A 13,936-nucleotide genomic window follows, 5' to 3' on the forward strand; every position below is an offset into this window, starting at 1 on the left:
GAACTGACACCTGAAATGCAGCACTGTAAAACTTATTGCGCACACTCCCACTACTCTCAATAAGTCACTCCTGAGACGCACACACCTTTAATGACAACCACCACCTCCATCGCTGAATGACGAACAACGCCACCTCAGATGGATAGCGAAAGCAAGCCTGGAACACGCAGACCTGCGCATCAGCGATGGCATTTTGAAAACTTTTTACCGTTGCCCCGGTCGATAGCAGGCAAGCGCTGTAAGCAGTTGTTTCGGGCAAGAACCATTTGGCTGATTTACACTGCATTACCAACCTCATCTGTAACAAGGAAATAACCTATGGGCGTGCTAAATGAGTTCAAGGCCTTCGCGGTAAAAGGCAACGTGGTCGACATGGCCGTCGGTATCATCATCGGTGCCGCCTTCGGCAAGATCGTTTCGTCGTTTGTCGGCGACGTGGTCATGCCGCCAATCGGCCTGCTGATCGGTGGGGTGGATTTCAGTGATCTCGCCATTACGCTCAAGGCCGCCAGCGGCGACGCCCCCGCAGTGGTGCTGGCGTACGGCAAATTCATCCAGAGCATGATCGACTTCATCATCGTCGCGTTCGCGATTTTCATGGGCGTCAAAGCCATCAATCGCTTGAAGCGCGAAGAGGCCGTTGCGCCCACCCTGCCGCCGGTTCCGACCAAGGAAGAAGAGCTGTTGGGTGAGATTCGCGATCTGTTGAAGGCTCAGAACAATCGGCCTTAATGATCGGATGCAGGTAAAAACGGCGCCTTCGTGGCGCCGTTTTTTTACCAGTAATTTTCCACCGCAACGTGCCCGGGACGTCGGCTGAGGCTCAAGTGCATGTCACGCTGTTTCAGCAGTTTTCGCGTGTCATCGATCATCTGCGGGTTACCACACAGCATGACCCGCGCATGCTCGGCCGTCAGTGCCACGCCTGCCGCCTGCTCCAGTTCGCTACTCTCTATCAAGGTGGTGATCCGGCCATTCAAGGCGCCTGGATGCTGCTCGCGGGTGACGGTGGCAATGTACTGAAACTTGTGCGCGTACTCGGCCAGATAGTCACGCTGCACCAACTCCGCGATCAGCTCCTGATACGCCAGCTCCCGGGCTTCGCGCACGCTGTAGACCAGGATGATTCGCTCGAATTTCTCCCAGACCTCGAAGTCCTGCAGGATCGACAGAAACGGCGCCACGCCCGTGCCTGTGGATAACAACCAGAGATCCCGCCCATCGATGAAGCGGTCAAGCGTCAGGTAACCAAAGGCCTGGCGGTCGACCAGGAGCGTATCGCCGACGCCCAGCCGGCTCAGCTCACTGGTGAACTCGCCCCCCGGCACCACGATGGAAAAGAATTCGAGGAACTCGTCGTAAGGCGAAGAGACCATGGAATAGGCACGCCACACAACGCTGCCGTCAGCCTTGGTCACGCCCAGCCGGGCGAATTGCCCTGCACGAAAACGAAAACCCGGATCCCGCGTCGTGCGCAGGGTGAACAGGCTCGGGGTCAACGGCTTGACGTCGAGCAGGGTCTGGCGCGTGAATTTTTCTGCACTGGCAGTCATGGGGCGCTCCATTCAACAGATTGCGTCCAGTGTCCCGCAAAGCATGGGAAACAAACACCGACGATTTGTAGTGCCTTTAATGCGGTTGTCGAGCTGAACATTACAAATAGTATTTTATTTCTATACGTACCATTCAGTTAAAAATAACTATCTATGAAATTAAACTCGACATTCAAAATCGGTCATATGTTTAAACACCCTATTAGATCTTGATATTTATTTTTTAACGCCTGGTAAAGCGAAAAAGTCTCACCTGAATGTAGGATTCATCCTACACTCGGCTCGTGCTTGATCTCGGATCCAAACAGCACCCCAGTAGATTCAAATTGGAGATACATGATGGAGCGGTGGAAGGAGTCACAACTCAACCAACTATCGAGCACGAAGCATATGGATGCCGCGTACCCGATCGCACTTGAATTCGCGAAAAATATCGGGTTTAAATTTTTCGCTTTTTCAACTACTTATCAAACAAAAAACAACCAATTCAATACTATCCAACACAACAATTACCCAACCAGTTGGAACAAGGAGTATGAACAAAAAAATTTAAGCTCGATTGATCCGTTAGTAGCTCATTGCAATCACTCTATGCTGCCAATCCTGTGGAGCGAAAATCTTTTTTCCAAGGCTCCTTTACTGTGGGAGGCCCTTGAAGCACAAGGTTTGCAGCACGGCTGGTCACAATCGCTGCATGACGAAGATAGCGGCCTGTGCAGCATTCTGAGCCTGGCCAGGAGCCATTGTCCGATCACGGTCCTGGAGCTGTATGAAAATCTCGGTTTCTCGGTATTCATGTGCCGTCATCTTCATGCGTTGATCGCACAATCGCTGCCCAGGAAAATGCTGAAACAGCCTGCTCCGCAGTTAACTCCAAGGGAAATCGACGTATTGGAACTGGCGGCAGCCGGTAAAACAGCTGAAGAAAGCGCACGAATTCTCAATCTGAGCGCACGGACCATCCATTTCCACATTCAAAGCGTGATTTGTAAACTCGGGGTCAGCAACAAGATTGCCGCGATCATCGCCGCGATCAAGGCCGGCTACCTCAAAAGCACCTTGACACGTTGATCGATTAAAACCTGCGAGTAACGTACCATTTGCGATTCCTCCTGAGTGTTGACGTGTGAAGCTTCACGACGCAGTGCACTCGGACAGTCTCGCCCGCTACAACGCCCCTGGGCCGCGGGATACCCGTTGATTTACCCAGAGCCCCGCCCCATGCCTTTGCTCGAAACACCCTTCGCCCGCCTCGACCTGATCCGCCAGCCAGAACAGCAGAACGAACCGCTGCAAGCGTTTGATGCCGCCGACGAATACCTGCTCAATCACTTGGCCGACCAACAACCGGGCGCGAACACTCGAGTGTTGGTGCTCAATGACAGCTTTGGCGCATTGGCTGCCAGCCTCGCGGGCAAGGTTCAGGTGACCAGCAGCGGCGACTCGTTCCTGGCCTTTCAGGGCCTGGAAAAAAATCTGATCCGTAACGCTCAGGCATTTGATGCCGTGCCTCGCGTGCCTGCCAGCGAAGCGTTTAGTGGCCCGTTTGATCGGGTCCTGATCCGCGTGCCGAAAACCCTGGCCTTGCTGGAGGAACAACTGATCCGTCTGCAAAGCCAATTGGCGCCCGGCGCCCAAGTGATTGCCGGCGCCATGATCAAGCATCTGCCACGCGCCGCCGGGGATTTGCTGGAGCGCTACATCGGTCCGGTTCAAGCCTCGCTGGCGGTGAAAAAGGCTCGGCTGTTGATGGCCACCGCTGAAGCGAAAGCACCCGCGACGTCGCCCTACCCGACTCGCTATCGGCTCGATGCGCCGGCGATTGAACTGCTCAACCACGCCAATGTGTTCTGCCGCGAAGGGCTGGATATCGGTACCCGAGCCTTTTTGCCGCACTTGCCGACAAACCTCGGCGCGGCACGGGTCGCGGATCTGGGCTGCGGTAACGGCGTGTTGGCCATTGCCAGCGCTCTGCAAAACCCGCAGGCACACTACACGCTGGTGGACGAGTCCTTCATGGCCGTGCAATCGGCCGCCGAAAACTGGCGCGCGGCGCTGGGTGACCGGGACGTGATCGTGCGTGCCGGGGATGGTCTGGCCGGACAGGAACCGCAGTCACTGGACGTGGTGCTGTGCAACCCCCCGTTTCACCAGCAACAAGTCGTGGGCGACTTCCTCGCCTGGCGGATGTTCCAGCAAGCGCGCGAAGCGCTGGTGGTCGGCGGCGCGCTGTACATCGTCGGCAACCGTCATCTGGGTTATCACAGCAAACTGGCGCGGTTGTTCCGTGGCGTCGAACAAGTGGCCGCCACGCCGAAGTTCGTGATCCTCAAAGCCCGAAAATAATCCCGGGCAAAAAAAAACCTCCAGCGCAGGAGGGTTGTAAATCCGTGCCGCAAGGCATCGGGATGGGATTTTGCGAACTCAGTGGGTCGACAGGCCTGCGGCATTCATGAACATGCGCATCAGGCTCGCAACGATGAACAGCGCTACCACGCTGCCGGCCCAGATCATCGCCAGCCAGCCGAGCCGCTGCCAGAGCGGCTTTTTCTCTGCCGCCTGAATTTCTTCCAAAGTGTGTTTACCAGTCATGGCGTTCCAACCCTCCTCTTCAAGGTTGATGGCGTCAGTGATGACGCCATCGCGAGCAAGCTTGCTCCTACAGGATTAGTGGTAACCATCTTCATGGGTGACCTTGCCGCGGAACACGTAGTAGCTCCAGAAGGTGTAACCCAGGATGAACGGGATGATGAACAAGGTGCCAACCAGCATGAAGCCCTGGCTTTGCGGCGGTGCGGCGGCGTCCCAGATCGAGATCGACGGCGGCACGATGTTCGGCCACAGGCTGATGCCCAGACCGCTGTAGCCGAGGAAAATCAGCACCAGCGTCAGCAGGAACGGCGTGTAGTGAGCATTGCGAGCCACAGCGCGGATCAAGCCGTACATGGTCACCAACACCAGAATCGGCACCGGCAGGAACCAGAACAGATTCGGCAACGTGAACCAGCGTGCGGCGATTTCCGCGTGAGCCAGCGGCGTCCAGATGCTGACGATACCAATTACCGCCAGCACCACGAACGCCAGCGGCCGCGCCAGGTTGTGCATCTGCTCCTGCAACTTGCCTTCGGTTTTCATGATCAGCCAAGTGCAACCGAGCAGCGCATAAGCCACCACCAACGCCACGCCGCAGAACATCGTGAACGGTGTCAGCCAGTCCAGTGATCCGCCGGCGAACTGACGGTTGACGACCGGCAGCCCATCGATGAACGCACCCAATGCGACACCCTGGAAGAAGGTCGCGGCGATGGAGCCACCAATGAACGCCTTGTCCCAGAGGTGGCGCTTGTCGTCCTTGGCCTTGAAGCGGAACTCGAACGCCACGCCGCGAAAGATCAGCCCGATCAGCATGAAAATCAGCGGCAGGTACAGCGCCGAGAGCACCACCGAATACGCCAGCGGGAAGGCGCCGAACAGCGCCGCACCGCCCAGCACCAACCAGGTTTCATTGCCGTCCCAGACCGGTGCGACGGTGTTCATCATCACGTCACGGTCGGTCTTGCCCGGGATGAACGGGAAGAGAATCCCGATCCCCAGGTCGAAGCCGTCCATGACCACGTACATCATGATGCCGAAGATGATGATCACGGCCCAGATCAGCGGAAGATCAATACCCATGACTCAAATCTCCTTGGTCAGGCTGGGGCTGTGGTCGTTTTCGGCGCCATCATCGTCAGCCGCAGACAGGGGACGCGCCGGTGTGCGTTTCTGGCCGGGACCACCGTCGTTGGTTTCCTTGCCCTCGTCGATCTTCGGCCCTTTGCGCACCAGGCGCATCATGTAGCCCAGACCGGCACCGAACAGCGCGAAATAGACCACAACGAACAGGATCAGCGTGATGCTCATCTGCATGAAGCTGTGATTGGAGGACGCGTCCGCCGTGCGCATCAGGCCGTAGACGACCCAAGGCTGACGACCGATTTCAGTGGTAAACCAACCGGCGAGGATCGCGATCAAGCCGGACGGCCCCATCCACAATGCCAGGTACAGGAACGGTCGCGAGCTATACAGCTTGTCGCTTTTGCGCAGCCACAGGCTCCACAGACCGGTAAAGATCATCAGCATGCCCAAGCCGACCATGATCCGGAACGACCAGAACACGATGGTCGAATTCGGCCGGTCTTCCGGCGGGAACTCCTTGAGCGCCGGCACCTGTTTGTCCAGAGAGTGCGTGAGGATCAGGCTGCCCAGATACGGAATCTCGACGGCGAACTTGGTCCTCTCTTCTTTCATGTCCGGCCAGCCGAACAGGATCAGCGGGGTCGGTTCATCGCCGTGGTTTTCCCAGTGGCCTTCGATCGCGGCGATTTTCGCCGGTTGATGCTTCAACGTATTGAGACCGTGGAAGTCACCGATGACCGCCTGAATCGGCGCGACGATCAAGGCCATCCACATGGCCATCGAGAGCATGGTGCGAATCGCCGGGTTGTCCTTGCCGCGCAGCAAATGCCAGGCCGCCGAGGAACCGACGAAGAATGCGGTCGCGACAAACGCGGCCGTCGCCATGTGCATCAGGCGGTACGGGAACGACGGGTTGAAGATCACCGCCAGCCAGTCGGTTGGAATGACCTGGCCGTTGACGATTTCGAAGCCCTGCGGGGTCTGCATCCAGCTGTTGGACGCAAGAATCCAGAAGGTCGAGATCAGCGTGCCGATGGCGACCATGACCGTGGCGAAGAAGTGCAGATTGCGCCCGACCTTGTTCCACCCGAACAGCATGACCCCAAGGAAACCGGCTTCAAGGAAAAACGCGGTCAGTACTTCGTACGTCAGCAACGGCCCGGTGACGGAACCGGCGAAGTCCGAAAAACGGCTCCAGTTGGTGCCGAACTGATAGGCCATGACCAGCCCGGAGACCACGCCCATGCCGAAGTTGACGGCAAAGATCTTCGACCAGAAGTGGTACAGATCGCGGTAGGTGTCGTTATTGGTTTTCAGCCACAGGCCTTCGAGTACCGCCAGGTAACTCGCCAGACCAATGGTGATGGCCGGGAACAGGATGTGGAACGAGATGGTGAACGCGAACTGAATTCGGGCGAGATCAAGCGCCTCCAAACCGAACATAAGTCTTCCTCTGTCAGGTAATACCGGCTGAAGGCTTGCGGCCTACACCCACGGCCCCCACGAATAGGAGTGTGGCGAATTTGAATTCGTTCTTCTTTTTACAAACATCACACGTAGGGAGTCTGGCCATCTGGCCACCAGATCAATTCCACAAAGGCCTTGATCTGGATCAAGCATGGGTAAAAGAGTAGTCCGGTTTTTGGCGATGGACGGTGTGGTCTTTTGCCGCGTGACAGGTTGCCTCATAGCCACAGTCATAGCTGGCAACACATTCCTGTGGGAGCGAGCCTGCTCGCGAAAGCGGTCTGTCTGTCACCTTTAATGTTGGATGTACCGACGCCATCGCGAGCAGGCTCACTCCTACAGGGGGATTTCAGGGTTTTCGGGATCGGTGTCTAGCTAACTAAATTTCCCGCCTCTGCAACTTCTGGTTACAGGTTGGTGATAATCTCGGGCCTCCCCTCGCTCAAGATCTGCCTCCGATGCCCAGCCAAGCGCCTTTGCTGTTACGTCATCACCGCCCTTTCATCGCGTTCTGGCTGGCTCGGGTATTTACCGCCAGCGGCTTTCAGATGCTCACCGTGGCCATCGGCTGGAACCTCTATCAACTGACCGGCAACGTGCTGGATCTGGGCTTGGTCGGTCTGGTGGAATTTGCCCCGCGCGTGCTGTTCATGTTGCACACCGGGCATGTCGCCGACCGCTATGACCGGCGTAAAGTCGCGGCGATCTGTCAGTCGCTGCAAGCCTTGATTGCCTTGACCCTGGCGATTGGCGGTGCCACCGGCCATGTCACGCGGGAAATGATCTTCATCCTCGCGTTTCTGCTCGGCGCCGCGCGTTCTTTCGAGATGCCGACCACCCAGGCGCTGCTGCCAAGTATCGTTCCCTCCGCGCTGTTCCCTCGCGCCGTTGCCGCTGCACAGTCCGCCCAACAATCGGCGACCATCGTCGCGCCGGCCCTCGGCGGCTTGCTGTATGCCTTTGGCAGCGTCTGGGTCTATGGCCCGACCGTGATTCTCTACGTGATTGCCTGCCTGCTGATGCTCAACCTGCCCGCGCGGCAAACGCCGTTGAACAAAGGCAAGGCCACCCTGGATTCGCTGCTGGCGGGTATCCGCTTCATTCGCAGCCGACCGGATATTCTCGGGGCGATTTCTCTGGATCTGTTTGCCGTGCTGCTCGGCGGCGCGACGGCCTTGCTGCCGGTGTTTGCCAAGGACATTCTGCTGACCGGGCCATGGGGCCTGGGCTTGTTGCGTTCGGCTCCGGCAGTGGGCGCGTTGCTGATGTCGCTATGGCTGGCGCGGTTCTCCGTGGATCGCAAGGTCGGTCGGGTGATGTTTACCGCCGTCGGTGTATTCGGCGTCGCGACCATTGCGTTCGGCCTGTCCACTTCATTCTGGTTCTCGCTGGCGGTGCTGGTCGTGTTGGGCGCAGCAGACATGATCAGCATGGTGATCCGCGCGTCCTTCGTGCAACTGGAAACCCCGGATGAAATGCGTGGCCGGGTCAGCGCCGTCAACGGCCTGTTCATCGGCGCTTCGAACCAGCTGGGCGAGTTCGAATCCGGTCTCACCGCCCATTGGTTCGGCACCGTGCCTGCGGTGGTCATGGGCGGCATCGGCACGCTGGTGGTGACCGGGGTCTGGATCAAACTGTTTCCGACCCTGGCCAAGCGGGATCGCATGCATGTGCCAGTGGAAGAAACGACGGCCTGACACTCGTTAAACCACCAACTCCCCCGCCACCGTTGCACGCATGGCCTTGCCGCAAAGTTGTTCCACCAGTGTCAGGGCAAACTCCAGTGCGCCGCCTGAACCTTGAGCGGTCACGCAATTGCCGTCGACCACCACCGGTTGATCGACGAAGTTGCAACCCGACAGTTGATGGCTGGCCGTCGGCAGGCACGTCATCCGCCGTTGACGCAGGACGCCAAAGGCCTGAAGTGCCAGGGCCGGGGCTTCGGCGATGCCGGCGAACAGACGGCCGGCTGCCGCCTGATCCTTGATCAATTGCTGCAAAGGTTGATGGCCGGCCAGATGTTGCGCGCCGACGGCACCGCCAGGTAGCGCGACCAGGTCGAACGGCTGGGCCAGCAAATCCACCAGCATTGCATCGGCCGTCACGCGGGTGCCGCGGGCACAGGTGAGCATGCGCCGGCCCTCGATGCTGGCCACCACCACTTCAACCTTGGCGCGGCGCAGCACATCGATCAGCGTCACGGTTTGCAGATCATCGATGCCCTCGGCGAGGGTAATCAGGGCTCTAAAGGTCATGGGCGCAATCCACAGAATGATCTTTAAAGCGTAGTCAGCTTTCCTGACCCTTGTTCGAGCCGGCCGTTACTTGATGTAAAGCTGCGTCGAGAGCGTGTTGCCCGGCGCATTGATAGACGTGTTGCTGAAGGTGAACGTGCCTTCTTGTTTGCCGGCCAGATCGAAGACATACAAATAGCCCACGGTTTTTCTGCCGACGGTGCAATCGGTCAGGTTGCCGTTATCAAAGGCACAGATCGGGGTCCGGGTGCCGTCCACATCGAAACCGTCCAGCCCGACTTGCGCCTTGCGGCCATAGCCGACTTCCAGCACGTAGATCTTGATGTTCGGCCCGCTGTGATCGCAGCGTGTTGCCTCCTGCCCCTCGCCAATGTCCTCAAACCCACAGGCCGGCGACTCGACCTTGAGCACCTTGACCTGGCTCAACGGTGCCGCCGAGGCAGCCGAAGCGGTTTGCGCCCCCAGCATCAAGGCAATCAATACTCCAAATACGTTAACCAGACGCTTTTTCATGCAATCCCCATGTCCCCCAAAACCAGCGCGCAGTATGGCGCACTTGGCTTTAACGCAAAACATCGACGACGATCACCACCATAAGCAGCCACAACCCCACGCGGCTGGTATGATGCGCGGCTTTTTCCGACCCACAGAAAATTACCAGGCGCCTGCAGCGGTCTGTGCTTTGCTGTTGAGGTCGATACATTCACGGCGCCGGGCGCGCCACGGGGAGCAGACATGCTGGAAAGGCTGTTTCAACTCAAGGCACACAACACCAACGTGCGGACCGAGATTCTTGCGGGCGTCACGACCTTCCTGGCCATGGCCTACATTCTGTTCGTCAACCCGAGCATCCTCGGCGAGACCGGCATGGACAAAGGTGCGGTGTTTGTCGCCACCTGTCTGGCAGCCGCCATCGGCTCCACGACCATGGGCCTGATCGCCAACTACCCGATCGCCCTCGCACCGGGCATGGGCCTCAACGCCTTCTTTACCTACACCGTGGTCCTGCACATGGGCCACACCTGGCAAGTGGCGCTGGGCGCGGTATTCATCTCGGCAGTGTGCTTCTTCCTGCTGTCGATCTTCCGCATCCGGGAATGGATCATCAACAGCATCCCGCTGCCGCTGCGTTCGGCGATTGCTGCCGGTATCGGCCTGTTCCTGGCGCTGATCGCCCTGCACAACGCCGGCATCGTGGTCAGTAATCCGGCGACCATGGTCGGCCTCGGTGACCTGAAACAACCGGCACCGATCCTCGCCACCCTGGGTTTTGCCCTGATCGTTGCCCTTGAAGCCCTCGCCGTGCGCGGTGCGGTGCTGATCGGGATTCTGGTCGTGACCATTGCGTCGATTGCCCTCGGTTTCACCCCGTTCGGCGGCGTGATGTCGATGCCGCCATCGCTGGCGCCGACCTTCCTGCAACTGGACATCAAGGGTGCACTGGACATCGGTCTGGTCAGCGTGATCTTCGCCTTCCTGTTCGTCGACCTGTTCGACAACTCCGGCACCCTGATCGGCGTCGCCAAGCGCGCCGGCCTAATGGGCAAGGACGGCCACATGCCGAAAATGGGCCGTGCCCTGATCGCGGACAGCACCGCGGCCATGGCCGGTTCGTTGCTGGGTACGTCGACCACCACCAGCTACATCGAATCCGCAGCGGGCGTGAGCGCCGGCGGCCGCACCGGTCTGACGGCCATTGTGGTGGCGATCCTGTTCCTGCTGGCGCTGTTCTTCTCGCCACTGGCCGCCAGTGTTCCGGCATTTGCCACAGCGCCGGCACTGCTGTTCGTCGCTGTCCTGATGACTTCCGGCCTGGCCGAAATAGACTGGGACGACATCACCGTTGCCGCACCGGTCGTGGTCACTGCCCTGGCCATGCCATTCACTTACTCCATCGCCAACGGCATCGCCTTCGGTTTCATTTCCTGGACCGCCATCAAGCTGCTGTCCGGTCGCGGCCGTGAGCTGAACCCGGCGCTGGTGATTCTGTCGATTCTGTTTGTGATCAAGTTGGGTTGGTTCAACGCATGACTTTTGATTCCCAGGCTTACACCGTTCAGCTCGAAGAAAAGGTCTCGCGCCTGCGCGACCTGCTGGCCCCGTTTGATGCACCGGAGCCGGCAGTGTTCGATTCGCCGCTGAAGAACTTCCGCCTGCGTGCCGAATTCCGCCTGTGGCGTGAAGCCGGCGAGCGTCACTACGCGATGTTTTCCCAGGAAGACAAACGCACGCCGATCCTGATTGAAGAGTTCCCGATTGCCAGCCTGCGCATCAATCAACTGATGCCGCAGCTCAAGGCCGCGTGGAAAGCCAGTGCGGCCCTGAGCCACAAGCTGTTCCAGGTGGAGTTCCTGACCACCCTGGCCGGCGATGCGATGATTACCCTGTGCTATCACCGCCCGCTGGATGAACACTGGCACGCGGCGGCATCGAAGCTGGCAGCCGACTTGAACGTCAGCGTGATCGGTCGCTCGAAAGGCAAACGCGAAGTGATCGGCCACGATTACGTGGTCGAAAAACTGGAAGTCGGTGGCCGCACGTTCAGCTACCGCCAGCCGGAAGGCGCGTTCACCCAACCCAACGGCACCGTGAACCAGAAGATGTTGAACTGGGCTTACGACGCACTCGGCGACCGCCCGGACGATTTGCTGGAACTGTATTGCGGCAACGGCAACTTCACGCTGCCGCTCGCGACCCGCGTACGCAAAGTGCTGGCCACCGAGATCAGCAAGACCTCAGTCAACGCGGCACTGAGCAACCTCAGCGAAAATGCGGTGGATAACGTCACGCTGGTGCGCCTGTCCGCCGAAGAGCTGACCGAAGCCCTGAACGAAGTGCGTCCGTTCCGTCGCCTGCATGGCATCGACCTCAAAAGCTACGAGTTCGGCAGCGTCTTCGTCGACCCGCCTCGCGCCGGCATGGACCCGGACACCTGCGAGTTGACCCGACGCTTCGACAATATCCTGTACATCTCCTGCAACCCGGAAACCCTCGCGGCCAACATCGCCCAGTTGCACGACACTCACCGCATTACCCAATGCGCAATGTTCGACCAGTTCCCGTGGACTCACCACATGGAATCCGGGGTGTTGTTGACCCGTCGTTGATTGCTGCTGAGCGATACAAAACAGCCGTCATTTCGACGGCTTTTTTGTGCGTGCTCATTCGGTGATGTCTGGCTTGCGCGGACGTCCGCCCTTGCGACCATTGGCCCGCGCAGCCTCTGCTTTGGCTGCGCTGCTTTGGCGACCATTGCGCGAAGCAATGACCGAGGCGGCCATGTCCATCAGCGGCTTGCTCGCCGAGATCATGCCGGCGATGGAGACATGCAAATCCTTGCCCTCATGGCAGAGGGCGGTTCCGGAAAAGCCGACTTTCAGGTCGGCGAAATCCTCGACCTCGAATCCATCGAACTCCGGATAGTGCTGCACCGGCAGCAGCACGCCACTGCCATCAACGAAACTGACTGCCAGACACGGCTCCACATAGGACACGGCCGTCACGTGCAAACCAGCTTTGTGGCGCACTTGCCCACGACGGATAGCCGTATCCAGCGCGGTCTCTGTCACAGGCCGATCCGCCAGTGTTTTCGCCTCTATCGATTTCATAACTTGATCTCCACACCCTCCGAAACGCCAAACAGCGCCAGCAAGGTCTTGTTCGTCTCGGGCTCATAGCAAGCCGAATAAATCATGTTGGTCGCACTGGAGGAACAATCTCATGCTAACCCATCCGTTAGGTTATTGAGCCCAATGACTCGTCATTCCTTTGAAAATCCGATAACCGGTGCAAGCCTGCACGTTATCGCCCGAACTTGAGGCTAGCGTTCCAACTCGCATCGGGCGTGGCGATTAGCTGCAAAAATGGTAAGCAATCCTTTCCGCAATTTGATAAACACTGCATCAGGCCCTCCATTTGATCCCCGGTGTAATCAATCATGCAGCGAACATTCGACGATCTTCAGCTCGGCAGCATCGAACTGTTTTGCCTCGCCGCTGAAGCTGGCAGCTTTACCGCCGCCGCGCTGGTCGCTGGCGTGACGCCGGCAGCGGTGAGTCGGTCCGTCTCGCGCATGGAAGAACGCTTGGGTGTGCGGCTGTTCGCGCGCACCACTCGCAGCGTCAAACTGACGGATAGCGGGCGTCGGTATTACGAAGAATGTCGTCAGGCGCTGGCGCAATTGGTCGAAGCTCAGCGCGAGGTGATGGGCCAGCAGCAAGAGCCTTCCGGCACCTTGCGCATCAGTATTCCCACGACGTATGCGCATCACCGGATCCTGCCGTTGCTGCCAGCGTTTCGGGAGCGTTTTCCGCAGGTGAAAGTCGAGTCGCACATCAGCAATCGCAACATCGATTTCGTCGGTGAAGGCTATGACCTGGCCATCCGCGTGCGGGCGATTCCGGATTCCGGGCTGATCGCCCGGCAACTGGAGGACGCGCAATTGGTGATGATCGCCAGCCCCGATTACCTGAAGCGCGCGGGCACGCCGCAAACCCTGGATGACCTGAAAAATCATGAATGCATCCAGTACGATTTGCCCAGCAGCGGTCGGCGGATTGCCTGGCTGTTCAACGACGATGGCGTGCAGCGCGAAATCCTCGCCGAGGGCGATCTCAGTTGTTCCGACGACGTGCTGGGCGGTGTGACCCTGGCCAAACATGGAGCGGGTCTCTTCCAGACTTATCGTTTTATCGTCGAAAAAGAGCTGGCCGATGGCTCGCTGGTGGAAATCCTCAAACCTTACGGCGGGCGGTCACGACCATTCACCCTGCTTTACCCGCAAAGCCGCCATGTGCCTCTGCGATTACGGGCGTTTATTGATTTTCTGATCGAGCATTTGCCGCGTTGAGATGCCGAAACCGTCCGATCACCGCACACAAACCTCCGTCCTGGCGCCTGTTCAATTGACCAAATTAACCATCTAGTACAATTTATCTCCACAGGCTGAAACATCAGCCCATGCCAAAAATAATATGTGGAGAG

At 58.5% G+C, this 13,936-nt stretch carries 14 protein-coding genes and 1 pseudogene; 7 read left to right on the plus strand and 8 right to left on the minus strand.

All coding sequences use genetic code 11. From position 1 onward, the window contains the following. Positions 1–318: 318 nt before the first annotated feature. On the plus strand, positions 319–732 hold the full coding sequence (gene mscL, locus PMI32_RS15890) for a large-conductance mechanosensitive channel protein MscL (protein ID WP_008028892.1): 414 nt from the start codon (positions 319–321) through the stop codon (positions 730–732). 44 nt (positions 733–776) lie between these two features. On the opposite strand, the gene PMI32_RS15885 is transcribed toward mscL, so the two are convergent. After that, a complete protein-coding gene (locus PMI32_RS15885; protein WP_008028894.1) occupies positions 777–1,553 on the minus strand; it encodes a ferredoxin--NADP reductase in 777 nt (258 codons plus the stop codon). Positions 1,554–1,892: 339 nt separating this feature from the next. Between PMI32_RS15885 and PMI32_RS15880 the strand changes: the two genes are divergently transcribed. Both PMI32_RS15880 and PMI32_RS15875 read left to right on the plus strand, forming a co-directional pair. Then, the gene (locus PMI32_RS15880; protein WP_008028896.1) at positions 1,893–2,624 is read left to right on the plus strand and encodes a helix-turn-helix transcriptional regulator; all 732 of its coding nucleotides are present in this window, start codon (positions 1,893–1,895) and stop codon (positions 2,622–2,624) included. Positions 2,625–2,774: 150 nt separating this feature from the next. Further along, complete coding sequence (locus tag PMI32_RS15875; protein WP_008028897.1) at positions 2,775–3,899, plus strand: methyltransferase; 1,125 nt, start codon at positions 2,775–2,777, stop codon at positions 3,897–3,899. 78 nt (positions 3,900–3,977) lie between these two features. Here the strand turns inward: PMI32_RS15875 and PMI32_RS29745 are convergent, their stop codons facing one another. From PMI32_RS29745 to PMI32_RS15865, 3 genes are all read right to left on the minus strand, one after another. Next, entirely contained in the window at positions 3,978–4,145 is a 168-nt protein-coding gene (locus PMI32_RS29745) for a DUF2474 domain-containing protein (RefSeq protein WP_008028899.1), read from the minus strand. Between the two features lie 75 nt (positions 4,146–4,220). Further along, entirely contained in the window at positions 4,221–5,228 is a 1,008-nt protein-coding gene (gene cydB, locus PMI32_RS15870) for a cytochrome d ubiquinol oxidase subunit II (RefSeq protein WP_008028900.1), read from the minus strand. 3 nt (positions 5,229–5,231) lie between these two features. Then, entirely contained in the window at positions 5,232–6,674 is a 1,443-nt protein-coding gene (locus PMI32_RS15865) for a cytochrome ubiquinol oxidase subunit I (protein ID WP_008028902.1), read from the minus strand. A gap of 482 nt (positions 6,675–7,156) precedes the next feature. Here PMI32_RS15865 and PMI32_RS15860 point away from each other — a divergent pair, with 482 nt between their 5' ends. After that, the gene (locus tag PMI32_RS15860) at positions 7,157–8,395 is read left to right on the plus strand and encodes an MFS transporter (RefSeq protein ID WP_008028904.1); all 1,239 of its coding nucleotides are present in this window, start codon (positions 7,157–7,159) and stop codon (positions 8,393–8,395) included. Positions 8,396–8,401: 6 nt separating this feature from the next. On the opposite strand, the gene PMI32_RS15855 is transcribed toward PMI32_RS15860, so the two are convergent. Both PMI32_RS15855 and PMI32_RS15850 read right to left on the minus strand, forming a co-directional pair. Continuing rightward, positions 8,402–8,953, minus strand: a complete 552-nt coding sequence (locus PMI32_RS15855) for a DJ-1 family glyoxalase III (protein WP_008028906.1) — start codon at positions 8,951–8,953, stop codon at positions 8,402–8,404. Positions 8,954–9,019: 66 nt separating this feature from the next. Then, the gene (locus PMI32_RS15850; protein WP_008028908.1) at positions 9,020–9,466 is read right to left on the minus strand and encodes a DUF4879 domain-containing protein; all 447 of its coding nucleotides are present in this window, start codon (positions 9,464–9,466) and stop codon (positions 9,020–9,022) included. 222 nt (positions 9,467–9,688) lie between these two features. Between PMI32_RS15850 and PMI32_RS15845 the strand changes: the two genes are divergently transcribed. Further along, positions 9,689–10,984, plus strand: coding sequence for an NCS2 family permease (locus PMI32_RS15845; protein WP_008028910.1), 1,296 nt, complete (start codon positions 9,689–9,691; stop codon positions 10,982–10,984). Next, positions 10,981–12,060, plus strand: a complete 1,080-nt coding sequence (gene trmA, locus PMI32_RS15840; RefSeq protein WP_008028912.1) for a tRNA (uridine(54)-C5)-methyltransferase TrmA — start codon at positions 10,981–10,983, stop codon at positions 12,058–12,060. The genes PMI32_RS15845 and trmA overlap by 4 nt, the downstream gene beginning before the upstream one ends. 54 nt (positions 12,061–12,114) lie before the next feature. Here trmA and PMI32_RS15835 read toward each other — a convergent pair whose 3' ends face one another. Both PMI32_RS15835 and PMI32_RS30625 read right to left on the minus strand, forming a co-directional pair. Further along, positions 12,115–12,561 carry a DUF2442 domain-containing protein gene (locus PMI32_RS15835; RefSeq protein ID WP_008028914.1) on the minus strand — a complete coding sequence of 149 codons (447 nt, stop codon included), beginning with the start codon at positions 12,559–12,561 and terminating at the stop codon, positions 12,115–12,117. Beyond that, a pseudogene (locus PMI32_RS30625) lies at positions 12,558–12,659 on the minus strand (DUF4160 domain-containing protein); the annotation flags it as partial. The gene PMI32_RS15835 and the pseudogene PMI32_RS30625, both read right to left, overlap by 4 nt. Positions 12,660–12,890: 231 nt before the next feature. Here PMI32_RS30625 and PMI32_RS15830 point away from each other — a divergent pair. Next, positions 12,891–13,802 carry a LysR family transcriptional regulator gene (locus PMI32_RS15830; protein WP_008028916.1) on the plus strand — a complete coding sequence of 304 codons (912 nt, stop codon included), beginning with the start codon at positions 12,891–12,893 and terminating at the stop codon, positions 13,800–13,802. Positions 13,803–13,936 lie beyond the last annotated feature (134 nt).

The sequence above is a fragment of the Pseudomonas sp. GM60 genome, from assembly GCF_000282415.1.
Classification (GTDB): Bacteria; Pseudomonadota; Gammaproteobacteria; order Pseudomonadales; family Pseudomonadaceae; genus Aquipseudomonas; species Aquipseudomonas migulae.